The 19,466-nt window shown below is 38.9% G+C and carries 19 protein-coding genes; 13 read left to right on the forward strand and 6 right to left on the reverse strand.

Features of this window, described 5'->3' with window-relative positions; translation table 11 throughout:
- Window positions 1-109: 109 nt before the first annotated feature.
- The 3 genes from OQX64_RS05165 to OQX64_RS05175 all read right to left on the reverse strand — a co-directional run bounded on the left by OQX64_RS05165 (window position 110) and on the right by OQX64_RS05175 (window position 1,876).
- The gene (locus tag OQX64_RS05165) at window positions 110-718 is read right to left on the reverse strand and encodes a Crp/Fnr family transcriptional regulator (RefSeq protein WP_088301794.1); all 609 of its coding nucleotides are present in this window, start codon (window positions 716-718) and stop codon (window positions 110-112) included.
- 258 nt (window positions 719-976) lie between these two features.
- Window positions 977-1,396 carry a DUF1810 domain-containing protein gene (locus OQX64_RS05170; protein WP_088301793.1) on the reverse strand — a complete coding sequence of 140 codons (420 nt, stop codon included), beginning with the start codon at window positions 1,394-1,396 and terminating at the stop codon, window positions 977-979.
- A 135-nt stretch (window positions 1,397-1,531) separates the two neighbouring features.
- On the reverse strand, window positions 1,532-1,876 hold the full coding sequence (locus tag OQX64_RS05175; protein WP_265817916.1) for a hypothetical protein: 345 nt from the start codon (window positions 1,874-1,876) through the stop codon (window positions 1,532-1,534).
- A gap of 164 nt (window positions 1,877-2,040) precedes the next feature.
- Between OQX64_RS05175 and OQX64_RS05180 the strand changes: the two genes are divergently transcribed.
- Complete coding sequence (locus OQX64_RS05180) at window positions 2,041-3,576, forward strand: DEAD/DEAH box helicase (RefSeq protein WP_265817917.1); 1,536 nt, start codon at window positions 2,041-2,043, stop codon at window positions 3,574-3,576.
- Window positions 3,577-3,585: 9 nt separating this feature from the next.
- On the forward strand, window positions 3,586-4,302 hold the full coding sequence (locus OQX64_RS05185) for a DUF3891 family protein (RefSeq protein ID WP_265817918.1): 717 nt from the start codon (window positions 3,586-3,588) through the stop codon (window positions 4,300-4,302).
- Window positions 4,303-4,377: 75 nt separating this feature from the next.
- Here OQX64_RS05185 and OQX64_RS05190 read toward each other — a convergent pair whose 3' ends face one another.
- Window positions 4,378-4,563 carry a hypothetical protein gene (locus tag OQX64_RS05190; protein ID WP_265817919.1) on the reverse strand — a complete coding sequence of 62 codons (186 nt, stop codon included), beginning with the start codon at window positions 4,561-4,563 and terminating at the stop codon, window positions 4,378-4,380.
- Between the two features lie 168 nt (window positions 4,564-4,731).
- Between OQX64_RS05190 and OQX64_RS05195 the strand changes: the two genes are divergently transcribed.
- From OQX64_RS05195 to OQX64_RS22420, 4 genes are all read left to right on the forward strand, one after another.
- Window positions 4,732-5,241: a GNAT family N-acetyltransferase gene (locus OQX64_RS05195; RefSeq protein WP_265817920.1), complete on the forward strand. Its 510-nt coding sequence runs from the start codon at window positions 4,732-4,734 to the stop codon at window positions 5,239-5,241.
- A 68-nt stretch (window positions 5,242-5,309) separates the two neighbouring features.
- The gene (locus OQX64_RS05200; protein ID WP_265817921.1) at window positions 5,310-5,906 is read left to right on the forward strand and encodes a hypothetical protein; all 597 of its coding nucleotides are present in this window, start codon (window positions 5,310-5,312) and stop codon (window positions 5,904-5,906) included.
- A gap of 34 nt (window positions 5,907-5,940) precedes the next feature.
- Window positions 5,941-6,435, forward strand: a complete 495-nt coding sequence (locus OQX64_RS05205; RefSeq protein ID WP_265817922.1) for a hypothetical protein — start codon at window positions 5,941-5,943, stop codon at window positions 6,433-6,435.
- 562 nt (window positions 6,436-6,997) lie between these two features.
- Window positions 6,998-7,147: a DUF2256 domain-containing protein gene (locus tag OQX64_RS22420; protein ID WP_265818292.1), complete on the forward strand. Its 150-nt coding sequence runs from the start codon at window positions 6,998-7,000 to the stop codon at window positions 7,145-7,147.
- A 201-nt stretch (window positions 7,148-7,348) separates the two neighbouring features.
- On the opposite strand, the gene OQX64_RS05215 is transcribed toward OQX64_RS22420, so the two are convergent.
- On the reverse strand, window positions 7,349-7,534 hold the full coding sequence (locus OQX64_RS05215; RefSeq protein ID WP_029286197.1) for a CsbD family protein: 186 nt from the start codon (window positions 7,532-7,534) through the stop codon (window positions 7,349-7,351).
- Between the two features lie 279 nt (window positions 7,535-7,813).
- On the opposite strand from OQX64_RS05215, the gene OQX64_RS05220 reads away from it, so the two are divergent.
- The 7 genes from OQX64_RS05220 (at window position 7,814) to OQX64_RS05250 (ending at window position 18,442) form a co-directional block, all read left to right on the forward strand.
- A complete protein-coding gene (locus tag OQX64_RS05220; RefSeq protein ID WP_088301783.1) occupies window positions 7,814-9,373 on the forward strand; it encodes an ATP-binding protein in 1,560 nt (519 codons plus the stop codon).
- Entirely contained in the window at window positions 9,366-9,731 is a 366-nt protein-coding gene (locus OQX64_RS05225) for a response regulator (protein WP_088301836.1), read from the forward strand. The genes OQX64_RS05220 and OQX64_RS05225 overlap by 8 nt, the downstream gene beginning before the upstream one ends.
- 56 nt (window positions 9,732-9,787) lie before the next feature.
- Window positions 9,788-11,236: a PAS domain-containing sensor histidine kinase gene (locus tag OQX64_RS05230; RefSeq protein ID WP_265817923.1), complete on the forward strand. Its 1,449-nt coding sequence runs from the start codon at window positions 9,788-9,790 to the stop codon at window positions 11,234-11,236.
- Window positions 11,237-11,337: 101 nt separating this feature from the next.
- Window positions 11,338-12,231, forward strand: a complete 894-nt coding sequence (locus tag OQX64_RS05235; protein ID WP_088301781.1) for a bestrophin family protein — start codon at window positions 11,338-11,340, stop codon at window positions 12,229-12,231.
- Between the two features lie 589 nt (window positions 12,232-12,820).
- Entirely contained in the window at window positions 12,821-15,898 is a 3,078-nt protein-coding gene (locus tag OQX64_RS05240; protein WP_265817924.1) for a SusC/RagA family TonB-linked outer membrane protein, read from the forward strand.
- A 9-nt stretch (window positions 15,899-15,907) separates the two neighbouring features.
- Window positions 15,908-17,761 (forward strand): RagB/SusD family nutrient uptake outer membrane protein, encoded by a 1,854-nt coding sequence (locus tag OQX64_RS05245; RefSeq protein ID WP_265817925.1) that lies wholly within the window; start codon window positions 15,908-15,910, stop codon window positions 17,759-17,761.
- A gap of 9 nt (window positions 17,762-17,770) precedes the next feature.
- Window positions 17,771-18,442, forward strand: coding sequence for a DUF3823 domain-containing protein (locus OQX64_RS05250; protein ID WP_265817926.1), 672 nt, complete (start codon window positions 17,771-17,773; stop codon window positions 18,440-18,442).
- Window positions 18,443-18,678: 236 nt separating this feature from the next.
- On the opposite strand, the gene OQX64_RS05255 is transcribed toward OQX64_RS05250, so the two are convergent.
- The gene (locus tag OQX64_RS05255) at window positions 18,679-19,431 is read right to left on the reverse strand and encodes a hypothetical protein (protein ID WP_265817927.1); all 753 of its coding nucleotides are present in this window, start codon (window positions 19,429-19,431) and stop codon (window positions 18,679-18,681) included.
- Between the last annotated feature and the right edge of the window lie 35 nt (window positions 19,432-19,466).

Genomic DNA, 19,466 nt, shown 5'->3' on the forward strand with positions numbered 1-19,466 from the left:
CTTATTATTGATTAATCAGGGCTTCTGTTCTGATTAATCTGTTTGTTATTGTATACAGTTAAGATTAGATTTGTATAATAAATAATTGCCATTTACTCATTTTTGTGTGTTAAGTAGTATGACTATGCAACATCTGACTTCGTAAGCGGCTTAGCGTTTCAATTCGCATTCCCAGATAAGAAGCCAAATATTTGGAAGGAATTCTATAGTATAAATCCGGACAGGTATCAATCATGCGATTTAGCCGCTTAATGGCACTGTTCAGCCGGATTAAATAATTTCTTTCCTCTGCTTCATGGTAGTGTAACCATAATAATTTTCTGCAAATGGTAGTCATTTCCGGAAATTCAGATAGCAAGGTTTTAACCAGCGCATTGGTAATGACGATGACTTTACAATCTTCCAGGGTCTCTACAAACTGTGACTTGTTATTGATAATCTGTTTTGGGAAATGGGTAAGACCAACAATCTGACCTTCTGTTACAATCCACATAGTCACATCTTTACCATTGTCACGGGCAAAACCACGTACAGCTCCGGATAAGATGTAATACATATTCGGGTACAAATCCAGCGGACTAATTAAATGCTTTCGTTTCTTAAAAGCCATTATCTTCGTTCCTGAAGTTATCTGAGCGGCCATGCTTTTGGGCACCTTACCATGTTGCTCTAAATATTTGATAAGTTGTTCTACTTCTTCTACAGGATTTGCGTTCATATATGACGTTACAACATTGACTATTGCAGAAATGATGCCGTTTTAATGCCTGATATTTTTAGCACCAACTTTCTGGCTGAAGGCAAAGGTAATATTACGCAGCAGAATTAAAAACAATACAGTGTAATGACTTATTTATTTTATACAATTACCATTTTAGCACATTTTTTCAGATCTGTTAGGATCGTTAATAACTGATCGTAAGTTATAAAAGATGAAAACTAATTCTCTGTTTCATTTTTTAAATGGCTTTCTCATTTATTTCAATAATTTAATGGTAGCCAAATCAGGGTGATTCCGATAAAAATACTGTAATATTTCTATAAAAACCGGATGTGCTTCTTCAATTCTTGAAAATAAAGTCATTGATGATTGCAATTTCAAGTCATCAGGTGAACCCAGGATGGCGTAGGCACGCTTATTGGTATGCTTTAAAAGGGCTTTAGAAATTTCTATTAAACGCTGACCTAAAATGGGATGTTTCAAATAGGCTTCAGCTTCCTTTATATCTTTTATACCGTAATACCGAGCCATCTCGCTTCTCCCTAAACCTGAAAGCTGAGGAAAGATATACCACATCCAATGTGTGGTTTTTCTTCCGTTCGAAATTTCATTTAGTGCCAGGGCATAGTTGCTTTTCTGGGCTTCGAGAAATCGGTCTAAGTGAGCTTCTTCCATATCAGATATAGTAACCTTCCCTAGCTGCTTTTGGTTTTCAGAAACAATTAAACATAATTACTGATTTATAAAGCAAAAAAAATGGACAATTCATCGCCCATTCTATTTAAATCTTTGCAATCCGGATTTTTAAAATTATCCTTCATTGATGTGCCTGTGAAGATATTCTTCCACATTAACTAAATCATTATCTACCTGTTCCTTAGCAGTCATAGAGTTATAGTGAAGAGAATCCTCATCAAACTGGCTAAGTAAAGTGATCTTCAATTCTTCTTCTCCCGTATTGGATTCAACAGTCTGGCTCTGGCCAACAATCGTACAAATACCTTCAATGCCATCATGTACAAAACTATATTTTATTTCGAATGTGTTTTCATCGGTCATGGGTATCTCGGCGATTTCGGTATACTCACGTTCTTCTACCGTTTCTAACCCTTGCTTTAATAATTTGATGGCCTGTTGTCTTTTATCTTCTGTCATGATTCGTATTTCTTAATTTAAAAGGATTAACATAAAACAGCATACTTAGTTTTAAAAATATGATGGTAAAGGACGTTCAGGTATTTCATTTTACTGATGAAAGCAATTCTTTTCTGATGCATTTATTTTTGAAACTTTATTAATGTGTACAAGGTTATCATGGTATGAATCTGACCGAAAATACCACCATGCTCCCGGTAACTAAAAGGAAGCTTTATTATTATCAGCAACAAGATATTGATCATCTTTTCAGTAAACTCAGTGAAAAAAATAACAGCAAAGCGCGGTTATTGTATCAGCTTTCAACCGGTGGTGGAAAAACAGTTATTTTCTCAGAAATTGCGAAACGCTTTATCCAGAACTATGGCAAGAAAGTTATTGTACTGACCCATAGAACTGAACTTTGCCGGCAAACTACTGCTGCTTTAAAAGCCAGCGGTGTGATGAATAAGGTGGTAAACAGCAGTGTAAAAAAGATATCGAGAAAAGATACATTCGAATGTTATGTAGCGATGGTTGAAACGTTAAAACACCGGATAGATGATGGATTAATCAATACGGGCGACGTAGGATTGGTCATTGTAGATGAAGCACATCACAATTCCTTTCATAAACTGCTGGGCAGGTTTGAAAATGCTGCTGTTATCGGGGTAACGGCAACACCTTTTTCTGCAAACGCTGACCTGCCAATGAATAAGTTTTATAATGAATTAATAATAGGGGAGCCCATTTCATCACTGATTGATCAGGGTTTTCTGGCCAAACCTAAAATTTATGGATACGATGTAGAATTGAATACACTCCGAACCGGTATTTCAGGTGATTTTACGGTGAGCACTTCTGATGAACTTTATGGTTCACAAGTGATGCTTGATCTGTTGCTCCATGCCTATGAATCTCATTCGTTAAAGAAAAAAACATTGATTTTTAATAATGGGATATTCACTTCTAAAAGGGTGTTGGAAACCTTTACCAAAGCTGGTTATCCTATCCGGCACCTGGATAATAAAACTTCTCCTGCAGAGCGTGTAGAAATATTAAAATGGTATAAGAAAACAAAAAGTGCCATTTTAACTTCAGTTTCCATTTTGACTACTGGTTTTGACGAGCCAAGTATTCAATCTGTGATTTTGTACAGGGCTACTACCTCCATCACACTTTATCACCAGATGATTGGCAGGGGTGCCAGAAGGCTGAACGGCAAAAAAACATTTAACATTATCGACCTGGGTAACAATAACGAACGTTTCGGAGAATGGAATGCACCGATAGACTGGAAGCATGTGTTTGAAAATCCGGATATTTACCATGAAAGCCTGCATAAATCGGCCAGCGTCATTCATCAGATTTCGCCTGATCTGCGTGCTAAATTTCCCAATTCGCTAGAGGTAGCCTTTGATGTATTGGCCGCCTATCAAACGGCAATGGAATCAGACCAGAAAGCAAAAATTGTGATCCGCGATTCCATTCGTCAGCATGCCCTGATGTGTGTAGATAATAGTAATACGATAGCGGAAGCACATCTGTTATGCAGTGAGCTGGATAAGGAAATAGATTTCAGGGTAAAACAATACGGCAAGTGTTTAGGAAAAGTAACCAAAGATTATATGAAATGGCTGGGCGAGGATTACCGTAGCCGGTTAAATAAAATGGTGTCGAAACTGATGGGCAAACGCCAGTTGTTGCGAACTGCAGTTTAAGTTTTTCAGATGATTGTTTGCTATGATAGTAAAGGCTGGCAGGTAATTACCCAACGGGCCCACGGCCTTCTTGCCGGACAGATTTGTGCCAGGTGGAAACTCGCCAGTCAGCCTGCGCGGTGGGTAGATACGTTGATTGCGACTACAGAACATGATGATGTGTTTAATGAATTTGAGCAAAACCCGCTTATTGATGCAAATGGGGCACCCATTAATTTTAAAATGGCCAGCTTTGATGAGGAAGCTTCAGCGAGATTGATAGATATGTCACTCACCAAAAGCAGGTTTATCGCCTTACTGATTTCCCGTCATATAGCCTTTACCCATGGTCATGATGTTCATGCCAAAGATTTTTTGAATGAGCTGAAGAAAAATGAAGCGAAATGGATTAAAGAAGCTGGAACGACAAAGGATGAAATAAACCAGGCATATGAGTTGCTGGAGTTTTGCGATGCCTTCTCTTTATTAATTTGCCAGGCGCAAATTCCGCCTGAAAATCGGAAAATTGAAATTAGTAATGGTCCGGATGGCACAGTGTATACTTTCTATCAGCTAAAAGAAGCACTCATAGTAGAACCCTGGCCTTTCGATGTGGATCAGTTCCAGATTAACTATGAAATCAGAAATATCGCTGAACTGAAGTTCAGGAATGATGAAGCTTTCCGTAAGGCATTAAAAACTGCAAAAGTAGATACCAGAAACCTGATGCTCTCAAAAGCAAAATAACATATTGGTTTCTGACAGTTATAATAAATAGTCAATCCGCTTTAAAGGTTCTTGATTGAATCTGAAAATAGCTGGTTATTCTGATCGTTCGATATATTCATGATCCCCTTCAGCAGGTATTTCATCATCCTGGCGGTGATTGCTTTGATCTCTGCCATCAATAATTTGCTTTCTTATATTTTCAAATTTTGAATCATTCCCTAAGAGGGTAATTAAATCATTAATTTCCTCACTGCTGGCATATATTTCTAGTCTGTTCATCGTTATTAAAATTGATTATTACTCATTATTAAGTATAATACATCATATTTTTGTTCATTATTTAAACATCAGGGCTACGTCTTTGTTCGGTATACAAAATAAAAAATCTAATGATTAGAGCTAAACGCTGTATAAATTATTTTAATTCAATATGCAAGCATAAATGAGATGATTGGAAATGAGATCCGTGTGGTTAAAACTTCGGAACATGCTGAAGTGCTAAAACTCTGGGAAAATTCTGTAAGGGCAAGTCATGATTTTATAACGGAAACCGATATTGAGGATTACCGGCTGCTAATATCAAATAGTTTATGGGGTATGGAAGTTTTTTGTGTGGAAAATGCCAACCAGATGCAGGGCTTTATTGCATTGGCTGATCGTAAAGTTCAATTGTTGTTTATCCGTCCTGATGTTTTCGGGCAGGGAATAGGAAAAAAATTGATGCATTTTGCCATTCAGCACTGGCAGGCCTGGATGGTGGATGTTAATGCTCAGAATAAACGGGCTGTTATGTTCTATTTAAGCTTAGGTTTTGAAATTCATGAAAAGTTTCCGGTTGATGGCGCAGGAAAACCCTATCCGGTATGGAGTTTAAAATTACCTGAACATATGGCAAATCACAATACCTGGAAAAGCTGGAAGAAGTGGCTTTATTTTAATTTTAAATCAACTGTATAGCTGAAATGTTTCCTTAAATTGCCATCTGAAAACATTTGTTATTGATCATCAGTCAATTTAATTTATTTATGAAGATTACATTATTCTTTGCTACATTCTTTCAGTTATTAACGACAAATTCAATCCACCACATTCAGCAGCAGGATGAGGTACAGGTACCTGTCATTTTAAGAAAAAATATCCCGAAAGGTTATGAGGTGCTGGCTTTCGAAAAAGGCGATTTAAACCGCGATGCCTATGCTGACGTCATTTTGGTGCTAAAAAAGAAAGGTGAAGAGAAAACTTCTGATGTTAATGACCATCCTGAGAAAAGACCGCTGCTGATTTTACTGGGGCAGGCCGATAAATCTTATACACTCGCAGCCAGAAGTGATAACAGTGTGTATTGTGTAGATTGTGGTGGGATGATGGGCGATCCATTTACAGGAATCAGTATTAAAAATGGCTATTTTTCTGTGGAACATTATGGCGGGAGCGGTCAACGCTGGACCAGAATTGTCACTTTCAAGTATTCACCTGCTGAGAAAAATTGGTTTCTATTTAAGGATGGGGGCGACCGTTTCCATGCCACGGCTCCGGAAGAAGTAAAAACAGAAGTTAGAACAGTTAAGAATTTCGGTAAAATTCCTTTTCAAAAGTTCGATATTTATAAACATGAGGATTAACCTAACCTTTAATAAAAATTCAACCAGCTAAAGTATGCTCGGAAAAATAATGGGCTGCGCTGTATTGGTATTAGCCACACATATCACTTTTGCCCAGGATGAATTCAATGTGGAAGTGCCGAAAGATATTATAATTCTAAATAGTACGAGGGATTACAAACTGGCCCTGTCAACCGCTAAAAAGGCTTCTGCTGCTTTACATAAGAAATTAGATTTAAGAGGTTTAATGCCCAATCATAAAATAGGCTTATCTATGAGTAAAGGTGATTGTATGGAAGATGCTGGTGGCGACGAAAATGGTTATCCATGTTATCCTGCACGTGGCGATGGTGCTGCCATTAACGATGATTATATCTCTGTGGAGTATTCCAATGCATACAAAGGATTTGCAAAAGGCTTTTATATTGTTGTTGCAGCCATTACAGATGTAAAGTCAATGGATATGAAAAATAAACTGTCAGTTATAAGGAAAAAATACCCTGATGCCTATGCAAAATGTACCTATATCTGGCGGGGATGTATGCATTAGCTGCATCACGGAGTGAAAACTAACCCTTCCAATTAAATATTTTCTTTTAAAAGGTTACTCACAATGTCGATTTTAATGTGCTATTGAATTATCATAGGGGCTGAATACAGCAATATGTATGCTGGTCAATGAATATTAATTTAGCAGATTCAATAATGAAAAGCTTTTTTTTATCCATTCAATAAGTATTTCTAATGATACATAGTTAAGCAGAATTGATTTACGAATCTCAAAGGTAAATATACCCTTTCTGGAATAAATCAGATGTTGGGCATCAAAATTGTACATTATGATGCTGTTAGAATTAAATCAACGGGACGATTTATATGAATAACGTGATGAATGGATTAGAGCCATTCATCAAATAAAACAGCTATCTGGATGGATAGCGCTATGATAGAACAAACCTTGCAAAGATGCAGGGTTTGTTCGTTTTAATGATAAGCGGTTAAATTACTGATTTATACAAATATACCTTAACCATTAATTTTTTATGGTCACATAAGGCTTAAATACAAGAATTGATCTGTATCTCATCCATTAACTATACCTAATTTTGAAATTGAAAGGTGTTAAAAAAGAAAATCTACCAGAAAAAGTTTGTCCGGTTTGCCAGCGGCCTTTTGCCTGGCGGAAAAAATGGGCAAGAAACTGGAATACAGTGATTTATTGCAGTAAAAAATGCGGGCAGGCGAAACGCTATTTAAAGTAAAACCGAATTTTGGTTACGGCGAAGCATGGTCCGAAATAAGAAAGAAGATAAAAAGAAAAAGAAGATAAAAAGAAGTAGTTTCAGAAATCAGCGATGTCATTCGGATCCTGTGGAAGGACCTGTGACAATATATCCCTTTTGGCAAGCAGCGCATTGACCAATAAAAAAGCGCTGCATCATTTGCAGCGCTTTCTATATATGTTATAGTGATTTTAACCAGGTTACCACCTCATCACGGGTTTTACCTGTTTTTTGTTGTAATCTTCCATAAAGTTCTTCATCTTTACCCTCCTCATGTTTCAAATCATCATCTGTAAGATCACCATATGCCTGTTTGACTTTTCCTTTGAGCTCATTCCAGGCTCCTTTTAATTCTAACTTGTCCATATCAATTGAGTTTATTTTATCTCTTAAACAAGCTAATTCGGCTAATGTTTTCGATAGCATTTCAATTCATATTCCTGTTTTCTCTATTTCCTGATTTTACTTTTCAAGCTGTTTTTTTGCGCTATTTAAAAAACTAAATATTAATTTTTTAGTTAATGTATCTAATTGTCTGCGATTTTCAGATTTGAAAATACATACAATTAATGTGGCAATGGGGATAAGTTGGTATCCATAATACAAACCATCTATCCTTAATTGATAGCATAGACGAAGAGAATCATGAACATATATAAAAATGGAGAATATTCCTTCTCCAATAACGACATTCGACAGGATTTTGAGTTGCTGATACGGGCAATGGATGCCTCCATATCCGGGATTATCATTACCAATAATTTAGAACCAGACAACCCGATTATCTATTGCAACCTTGCCTTCGAAAAAATAAGCGGTTACACACGCGCTGAAATTATTGGACATAACTGCAGGTTTTTACAACGGGAAGATCGTTCACAACAAGAAAGGGCATTAATTCGTGAAGCCGTTTCCAAAGGTAAAAGCTGTACAGTAGAAATTCGCAATTACAGAAAAAACGGAGATCTTTTTTGGAATGAGCTTTTTATCTCGCCGGTGGTGGATCATGATGGAAATGTCACCCATTATATTGGTGTTCAGAACGATGTTTCCTTACGGAAAAAGGCTGAACAGGATTTAAGGCAGCAACAGGAATCGATGGAAAAACAGATCGCCGAACGTACGCGCAGCCTGCGTGAAAGTGAACTTTTCCTCTCCAGCATTATCCAAACGGTTCGCGAAAGCCTGCTGGTTTTAGATCCTGAATTTAATGTGGTAAGCGCCAACGATTACTTTATTAAAACCTTCAAAGTTACCAAAGAAGAAACTGTAGGTACCAATTTATATAAACTGGGTAATCACCAATGGGATATTCCTAAATTGAAGGAATTGCTTATTGATATCCTTCCGACTAATAATCCAGTAGAGGATTTTGAAGTTGAGCATGATTTTCCACACATTGGCCGCAAGCTGATGTTGCTCAATGCTTACCGGATTGAACTGGAAGGGCAATTTAAGGATCAGATTTTATTGGCGATAGAGGACATCACAGAGAAAAGAGAAATTGAACGACGTAAAGATGATTTCCTGTCAATTGCAAGTCATGAACTGAAAACCCCGTTAACAACCATTAAAGGATATGTTCAGGCCATGGAAAGGTTAATGCCGGAAGGTGCCGGAGAAAGGTTCCGGAATATGCTGGCCAAAACCTCACAATACCTGGATCGCCTGAATAATCTTATTGCGGAATTGCTGGACGTTTCCAGGATCCAGACGGGGAATATCGAATTGCATAAGCAGCCTTTCCAATTTGATAAGATGGTGAAAGAAGCGGTAGAAGCGATACAGTCAGCATCCAGTAATCACGAAATTCAAATTACAGGAACTTCCGGCATTACGGTTTCTGCAGACGAATCCCATATTGTACAAGTACTGAATAATCTTTTATCAAATGCCATCAAGTATGCACCTGATGCCGAAAAAGTGCATGTCCACATTTCAAAAGTGAGTGAATTTGTTAAAGTATCCGTAACCGATAAGGGGATGGGCATCAGTCCGGAAGACCAGAAGAGAATTTTTGAGCGCTTTTTCAGGGCTGGTGATATTCAGCAACGTTTTCCGGGTATGGGTATCGGACTTTATATCTGCGAGCAGATTATCAAAAACCATAATGGTACACTTTGGGTTGAAAGTGAGAAGGGTAAGGGATCTACCTTTAGTTTTACTTTACCAATTAATACAACAAATGAGCATGGAAATGAGTGAGAATAAAACAATTTTAATTTGTGACGATGATGAAGGAATCCTGGATATGCTGGAAATGGTATTTGAAGATTCACCATACACGATAATTGCCGAACAAAATAGCTTAAATATAAAAGGAATTATTGAAAAACAATCGCCGGATCTGGTCGTGCTGGATTTATGGATGCCGGTTTTGTCTGGTGATCAGGTACTTAAGATGCTGCGCAAAAATCCGAAAACTGAAGAGATTCCGGTTATTATTATATCAGCCAGCAGAGAAGGAAAGCAGATTGCTGCCAATGCTGGTGCGACAGGTTATATTTCCAAACCCTTTGATTTTGAAGAATTGATGACGATGGTAAACCGTCTGATTAATTAATAATGAGGTAAATATCTACCTGAAAAATCTATTCAGAAGTATAAATAGGAAAAGAAATGGAAGGGGCTACGCCAGAAGAAAATGACCAGGCTAAATATTTGGAGAATGAGGAAAGGTTCAGGAATATCTTTTTGCTAACTTCAGCGGCTACAAAAATCATTGATGAAAATCTGGTGATTGTAGAAGTAAATGATGCCCTGACCGAACTGATGGGCTACACCAGGGAAGAGATTTGTGGTAAAAAAATTCTTGAATTTGCGTGTAAGCCTTATATCCAGTCATGGGAAAACCTGCAGCATGAAATGTGGTCGCACGGTAAGCCCTTTTTTAAACTGGACGCCTGCCTGAAAAAAAAGAACGGCGATCTGGTTTGGGTGCATGTCACCACCATCCAATACCATCAGGGAAATAAAAAATATGCCTATTCTATTCTGGATGATTATACTTTCATGAAAAGTTATCAGCAAAGTGAAAAGCGCCTGAATATGTCCCTGCAGTATTCCCGGATGGCTGTTTTTGAATTAAATATGGAAGATGGTCAGCTGGTGCATTCTGAAGGTTTTAATGAAATTTTTGGCATTCACCCAAGTGTACCTATTCTGGATATGGTCATGCTGATCAACTGCTTTATGGAAGAATCAGCACTTGAGTTGAGCAATTTATTTAAACAAATGCCTGATGAAAATGCCATTGATTTTGTTGGCCAGGTGAATACGGCATCATCACGGATGAAGTGGATTCGGTTGCAGGGACGGATAGAGCCTGATGAAAATCATACTAAAAGACTTTTAGGAACCGTTCAGGATATCAGCAGGGAAAAACAGGCAGATCAGTATAAAGATGATTTTATCAGCATTGCCAGTCATGAACTTCGCACACCCATTACCATTCTGAGTGGAACACTGCAATTACTTGATCGCAACAAGCCTGACGGTGATTCAAAATTATCGGCCCTGATTGAGCAAGCCAATAAAAGCCTCAGGAAAGTAACGATTCTGATTGAAGATCTGCTAAATGCCAGCAAAATGAACGAAGGTCAGCTACACTTAAATAAGCAGACTTTTAATATTGTGGAGGCGGTTAACGAATGTTGTGCGCACATCAATCGTGAAGGCATTTATCAGATTATGGTTGAAGGAGATCTTGAAACAGCTATTTACGGAGACTCCGACAGGATTCAGCAGGTAATTATTAATTTCGTTAACAACGCGATCAAATATGCACCCAACGAGAAAATTATCCGGATCAGGGCTATAGATCAAGAAGATGCGGTAAGAATTTCAGTTATTGATTCCGGACCGGGGATTGATCATGAAAAAGCAGCACATCTTTTTGACCGGTATTATCGGGTAGACGCAAAAGGAAGCCAATATTCAGGTCTGGGTTTAGGACTTTATATTTCAGCGCAAATTATTAAAAAGCACGGTGGTGAAATAGGTGTTTCAAACAATAACGGTGCTGGAAGTGAGTTTTGGTTTGTTCTCCCCAAAACCATTATACCATAAAAAGGGATCATGCGTATAACAGAAAGTCCTGAAAACATTCATATGGCTTTATACGTTGTTTAGCTTAGTTTTAAATTTTAAAATAATATTGATAGAAAAATATGCTTCTGAATAAAACGATTCCTGCTGCCTATATTTTAAGAAAAATAAAACTCGAAGTGCTTTATGTCCTGATTATTGGCCTGCTGGTGAACTATCTCACTGCTGAATTTAAATACCTGATTCCCCAGATGCCCATTGCTATACCAACATTTATAGGTACGGCGATTTCAGTAATCCTTTCTTTCAAAATTAACCAGTCATACGACAGGTGGTGGGAAGCCAGAAAAGTATGGGGCAGCATTGTGAACGATAGCCGCAGCTTTGTATTGCAGCTCCAGTCATTTATATCCAAATCAAAAAGTAACGAAATAAAAGAACTGGCATACAGGCATATTGCCTGGTGTTTTAGTTTAGGGCAAAGTTTAAGAGGCAACGATGCGCTTGAAAATCTGGATCGCTATATCAGCCAGAAAGACATTGATTCCATTAAGCAGCATAATAATAAACCGCTTGCTTTATTGCAGTTAAACACACTACAAATAGCAGCTTTGAGAGAAAGCGGTAATCTTGAATTGTTTAGTCATATACAGATTAACAATACATTGGTTAATTTTTCTAATTCGATGGGAATGGCTGAGCGGATAAAAACAACCGTTTTCCCAAAAACATATCGCTTATTTCTACATTTTTTCATCTATATCTTCGTGGTTACGCTTTCTATAGCCTTAAATAATATAGACAGTTTTTTCGAAATTCCTTTATTATTGGTGATATCATCGGCGTTTTTCCTGCTGGAAAAGTCTGCAACCCATCTTCAGGAACCATTTAACAATAAACCCACAGATACCGCTGTTACCACAATTGCCACTACCATAGAGATCAATATCAAGCAATTGCTGGAAGAAGATCATGTTCCTGAGCCCTTAGCACCACATGGTTATTACGCCATGTAGTGGAAGTTGCCGATGACTGGGATATGGCCTGCATATCCTATAATATACTAAGGATTCATTACCATAAAATCAGCCTGTTTCCATGAAGAAAATCGAGTACAGTTATTTTACAAACGTTATGACTACGTTTGTAAAATAAATTAGTATATTTGGTCTGTCTGAATAATTGCATCACCATCAGGTTAACTACCTGTTGCGCAATTTCAATTTAGGTTAACCAAATATATTGATATGAAATTAGCATTCTTACAGATTGTTATGCAATCACCGGCTTCAAATGATGGCCAATTCCAATCCGAATACAATCCGGAAAAAATAATTCTTTTTTCTTTCCAGCCATACCGGATAAATCCCTCCATATCGTAATGCTTAATTACCATTAAGCCAGCATCAGCCGGAACAGAAAAGGATTGCCTAATTCAACTTAAACTTTGTTGAGGATGCAATATCTTGAATTTCAGTCTGAAATTGCCATTAAAATCCCTTCAGAATAGAAATTCTAATCATTAATTTATATAAATCAAACAACTACTTTATGAAAGTCTTTATTTACGAAAGGACGTTTTTTAAATTGATTTTAACCGTTGTAATGACGTTTATTTCATTTGTTGCGTTCGCACAGATTGCTGTAAAAGGAAAAGTTTTAGATGAAAAGGGCTCGGGAATGCCTGATGTGAATGTGCTTTTGAAAGGTACAACTACTGTTGTCAAAACAGATGCAACAGGTAATTATAAAATTACGGTACCAAATGCTCAATCAACACTTGTTTTTTCTTATTTAAGTTATGTTACACAACAAATTGTGGTGAACCAGCGTACTACTATTAATGTTTCTTTAGCCGCCCAGGATAATACATTGGATCAGGTGGTTGTAGTGGGCTACGGTGCTCAAAAAAGAGCAACAATTACCGGTGCAGTAAGTGATATTAAATCTGATGCCCTGATGCGCACACCTGCGATAACTACCTCTGGTGCATTGGTTGGTAAAATTCAAGGGGTAAATACCCGTCAAACCGATGCCAGACCTGGTGGTACCACTAATTTACAGATCAGGAACCTGGGTTCGCCGCTTTATGTAATTGACGGCGTACCGTCAGATGCCGGACAGTTTAATAATCTCGGTCAAAATGATATTGAAAGTATTTCAATCCTAAAAGATGCATCAGCAGCTATTTACGGCCTTCGTGCTGCGAACGGCGTGGTATTGGTTACCACTAAAAAAGGAAGATCAAATCAACCCACTACCATTAGCGTATCTTCATATTACGGACTTCAGAATTTCACCCGAATGCCAAAGCCAGCCAATGCAGGCGATTACGTACGGGCCCTGGCAGAGTCTGATCAAAACCTGAACAGGACGTCTATCTGGACGCGCGAATTGCTTAATAAATGGCAGGCAGGAACTGAACCCGGCTTTCAAAGTTTTGACTATTATGACTTTATTATCCGGCCGAATGTTCCACAGCGATACCTTTCTGCCAATGCATCAGGCGGATCAAACAATACTAACTTTTTTATATCTGCCACGCACCTTAATCAGGAGGCTGTTATCAAAGATTTTAGTTTTAACCGTACCAATGTCCAGGCCAATTTAGACGCCGGTTTAGCCAAGGGATTGAAGATAGGAACGCAATTGGCTGCGAGACTGGAACGCCGACACCAAACCGGTGTACCGGGTTATGATGATTATTTTAATCCATTACTCAGTCTGTATACCAATTGGCCTACGGAGCGGCCTTATGCAAATGATAACCCGAATTACATTAATGCCACACACAATATCAATGTGAACCCGGCAACTTATGCAGAAGATGTTTCTGGCTATGCTGATAGCGACTGGAGGGCTTTGAAATCCAACTTTTATGCGCAGTATAGTTTTCCGTTTGGTTTGATAGCCAAAGCCACATATTCTTACAACTATACTACGAATGTTGGAGAGAACTTTGAGTATACTTATAATGCCTACACTTATGATCCGGCTACAAATACCTATAATATTAATGGTGGTAATCAAAATCCATTCAGGAGGAAAGAGCGTAGAGAAATCGAAGAAAATTTCGGTCAGTTTCAGTTAAACTACGCAAAATCGTTCGGTGAACATTCATTTGATGTGGTGGCCGCCTATGAGCGCTACGATTCTACCGATGATTACATAGAACTGATCAGTAATCCACCTAATAATACGGTGCCTTTGATGTATTTTGCTGATCAGACTGCTTTAGGAAATACTTATGGCGTTTCGGCCAGGGCAGGTTATATCGCCCGTATCAATTATAACTATAAACAAAAGTATTTATTGGAGGCGCTGGGCCGGTATGATGGATCATTTCTATTCAGAAAAGACAGCAGATTTGGATTTTTCCCCGGTGTATCTGCAGGCTGGATCATTTCAAAGGAAAAATTTTTCAACCGGATCAAATTTGTAGATAACCTTAAACTTCGGGTTTCTTATGGTCAGACCGGTACAGACCGTCAACCTTACGGCAATACTGATGATCCGCTTATTGCACCATTCAGCTATTTGCAGGGTTATGATTATGCCAATGGTGGAGCCGTGTTTAACGGTTCACTGGTAACCGGTGTTTCACCAAGGGGATTGCCCATTACAAATTTATCCTGGATCACCAGTATATCTAAAAATATCGGGATCGATTTTGCTTTATTCAATAATAAATTAACAGGTTCCTTTGATTTTTTTGAACGTAAGCGAACTGGACTTCCGGCTCCGCGATATGATATTTTACTGCCTAGCGAGGTGGGTTATGCTTTGCCAAACGATAACCTGAATTCAGACGCTAACCGTGGGATGGAAGGTATCCTGACGTACCGCAGTAAAATCAGGGAAGTAGAATATTCTATCGGTGCAAATGCCACACTTTCACGCTTGCGCACCCTCGATTATTATAAACCACGGTTCGGAAATTCCTGGGACGAATACCGGAACAGTGGTGTTGACCGATGGGCTGACGTTAATTTTGGTTATCATGTACTTGGTCGTTTCCAGTCGCAGGATGAGATTGATAATTATGCGATCAATAACGACGGACAGGGAAACCGCACTTTATTGCCTGGTGACCTTAAATTTGAAGATACCAACGGCGATGGTATTATCAATTATATGGATCAGCGCCCGATTGGCTATGCACAAGGTGGTTTGCCCTATTTAAATGTAGGTATTAACGGAAGTGTAACCTGGAAAGGGATTACCCTGCAGTTTGATTTTGCAGGTGCCAGCATGCAGACTTTTCAGCGCGAATATGAATTGCAGATTCCGTTTCAGAACAATGGAAATTCACCAGCCTATCTGTTGAATGACCGCTGGCACCGTGCCGATCCATTTAATCCTAACAGTGAATGGATTTCAGGTACTTATCCCGCCTTAAGAAAAGATAACCCAGGCTTATCAAACTTTGCCTACCGCAATGATTTCTGGATCACCAATGTTCGGTATCTCCGTTTAAAAAACTTATTAGTAGGCTATTCGCTACCCAAAAAATGGATAGAAAGCATTGGGTTTAAAAATGTATTTGTTTATGCGAACGGAACCAACATCTTCTCTTTAGACAATTTGAAGGAATTTGAAATTGACCCGGAGATTTCTTCAACTAACGGAGTCATATATCCTCAGCAACGCTTGTTTAATTTCGGTTTTAACCTAACACTTTAAAATTTTGCAATGAAAAATATTAACATTTATATCGGCTTCATCATTTGTACCATCACATTTAACGCCTGCAAGAAAGATTTCCTGGAACGTGAACCACAGAGTATAGTGGTTGAAGATCAGGTTTATGGTGACCCAAAATTGATTGAAGGCGTGTTAGCCAATTTGTATAATCGCATTCCAACCGATGCTTCCTTAACCAATCGCTGGACCGAACACACGGCATATGATGATGCAGTATGGTCTGGAAGCGGAAATGCCGGGGATGAATACCGGAATAATATCATTTCATATCCGGTAGACAGATGGAGACTTTGGGATTATGGCTTTATCAGGGATGTAAACCTCGGCATTGAAGGCGTACAAAAAAGCACCAAATTAACAGCCCAGCAGAAAGCCCAGTTTAATGCCGAATTTCGCTTCCTTCGTGCGTATGATTATTTTGAGATGGTAAAAAGAATGGGCGGTGTACCCTTGGTCACTACCCCTCTGGTTTATGATTATAGTGGAGATGCCACCAATTTGCAGTTGCCACGAAGTAAAGAAGTAGATGTATATGATTTTATCGGTACTGAACTTGATGCCATTGTAAATCATATTGAAAATAATGGCAGCACCTCTCGCGCAAATAAATATGCCGTATTGGCCTTGAAATGCAGAGCGATGTTATATGCAGGTTCCCTGGCCAAATACAATAATATGATGGCCAGTCCGATTACGCTGCCTGGCGGTGAAGTGGGTATTCCGGCACAACGCGCTGCTGATTTTTATAATAAAGCACTCGATGCTGCAAAGCAGGTAATAGCAGGGCCGTATTCCTTGTACAAATCGAATGCAGCAAATTTAGGTGAGAATTTTTATGAAGCACTTACCAAGAAAACCGGTAATCCGGAACTGATTTTAATCCAGGATTTTTTACAGTCTAAAGGATTTAAACATGGTTTCAGTTATGATAACATTGCCCGCTCATTAAGGGAAGATAACCTGGCTTCATCTGCAATTGCACCAACTTTAAATCTGGTAGAGAAGTACGAGTACCTGGATGGTACTGCCGGAAACCTGAAAACCCGGAACGCAGATAATAGCGATTATGTTTATTATACCAATACCCAGGATATTTTCGCGAATAAAGATGCCCGTTTATACGGAACCATCATTTATCCCGGAACAAGTTTCCGCAATACGCCGGTGAACATCCAGGCCGGAGTGGCATTGTGGAATGGAACTACCTATCAGATTATTGAAGGAGATTTAGGTGCCAGGTATACGGATGGGAAACTCCTTACCGGCCTGGATGGACCTCAACGTTCTGCGCTTGACTTATCGAATACAGGTTTTTACCTGCGTAAATTTATAGACAATACGCCATTAGCCAGTACCCGTACGAGGGGTACTGATATTGCCTGGATCAGGTTCAGGTTAGGAGAGGTATACCTGAATGCCGCTGAAGCTGCTTTTGAACTTGGCCAAACGGCAAGCGCTTTAAGCTTTATGAATACCTTGCGTGAAAGAGCTGGATTTGGCGCTAACAGTTTAAGCACGCTAACCATCGATCGCATTCGCAATGAGCGCAGGGTAGAATTGGCCTTTGAAGACCACCGTGTTTGGGATCTTGCCCGCTGGCGAATTGCAGATCAGGTATGGAATGGCAGTACAAATAGTCCTGATGCCATGCTTTATGCTTTGTACCCTTACCGGGTAGTACGTCCGGGTGATGCTGCCCGTCATGATAAATACATTTTTATTAAGCAGGTTGCACCACGCTTTAAAGCACCACGCTTTTATCAGATTGGAAATTACTATTCATCCATTGAACAAGCTGTACTTAATAATAACCCTAAAATTATTCGTAATCCATTTCATTAATCAACTACCATGAAAAAGATAAGTTATATCGTATTATTCTGCCTGATGGCATTTTTCTCCTGCAAAAAGGATAACTATGATGCGCCAACATCCAGACTAACAGGTCGTATCCTTTACCAGAATCAAACGGTTGGCGTTCGTTCTGATGGTGTTCAGCTTGAGCTCTGGCAGCATGGCTATTCACTTTTTACTAAAATTCCGGTTTTTGTAGCGCAGGATGGAACGTTTTCTGCGACATTGTTTGATGGTGATTATAAGCTGGTACGCCTGCGCGGAAATGGGCCGTGGCTGGATAATCCTGATTCAATTGCGGTTAAAGTAAGTGGAAATACCCAGGTTGATGTTCCGGTTGTGCCTCATTTTACTTTTGGTAATGTGTCTTTTAGCAAATCAGGCAATACCGTTAGCGCAACATTTACAGTGCAGCAAGTTACATCCACAAGCGTACTGGAACGTGTTAACCTGTACCTGGGTACCACCATGATTGTTGATAATACGCGGCAGGATGCCAGCGCAGAAAAACTGGCCGCAGATATAGTCATCGGACAGTCAGGTACAATTACAGTGAACATCCCGGCGGCACTTGCATCCAGAAACTTTATGTATGCAAGACTGGCGGTGAAAACAAATGGGGTAGGTGAAGCTTTATTTTCTGCTCCGCAACGAATTGAGTTTAAATAAAGCTAACATATAACCTGCTAGCAAAAAGAAGCTGCAACAGGATTAATTCAGCTTAAATTGGTGATCCTGAGTCTGTCGGAATACCCTTAAGAGTATTTTTTACAAGTCCTTCGACAGACTTAGGGTCACATTTTAAATGACATAAATTTTGTCATCAATACCGGAGAATCTTTTATGAGGTAGGTTACAGCCAGGAAAAAATAATTGAAATCAATAGTCCTTAATCCAGGGGATAACTAAGATCCAGGCTGAACAATTTTAAATGTGCTGGCATCAGCGTTGGAAGCCACTTTAATCGCATTTTTTGACCGTACATCCAGTCGTTTAATCAGAAAGATGAGTTCGATGCTGGCTATAAAAATCAGTAAATAACCATATGTTTCCAATGATTCTTCAGATATGTTTTTTACATCCCGCATGTAGCCGTTTTCCATGGCTGCCATCCAGAATATTCTTCTACCATACAATCTTGAAAAGATATAGGTAGTCAAAACGCCTGATATCATGATGCCGAAAGCAAATAATGAGGTGTATACTTTCAGGTTATCTATTAGTTTTTTACGCCTGATGATGGCAAAATAAATCGGAAAAGGCAGAGACAGGATAACAATGGTTTGCCATGCGCCATCAAAATAATGCAGATCCAGGTAAGCATCCTGTTCGCGCACCAGCGAAATAAAGAGGAATTCAGCTATTAATAAGAGCAACGGCCTCCAGTTTTTATAAATCACAATACCATAGGTTAGGATGATGCCGGAAAAGAGGAGCAATATACTTTGTAATGCTTCCACAGCAGACGCTTCAGAAAATTTCATTCCCTGTTGTTCCCTCGTCACCTGCCACATCAGAAACTGTGCGACACCAACTATGGCGATTCCATAAATGATGAACTTTATGAACATCGTGATCAAACCAGAAGAACTTAATGTTTCAGATTTGAATTGATTTTTAGAATTATACGGGACGTGAATATCGGGCTGACTGATCATGATAAAAATTTGAATCAAAATTCTTTAAAAACTGA

It is taken from the genome of Pedobacter sp. GR22-10 (assembly GCF_026239715.1).
In the GTDB taxonomy this organism is placed as follows: Bacteria; Bacteroidota; Bacteroidia; order Sphingobacteriales; family Sphingobacteriaceae; genus Pedobacter.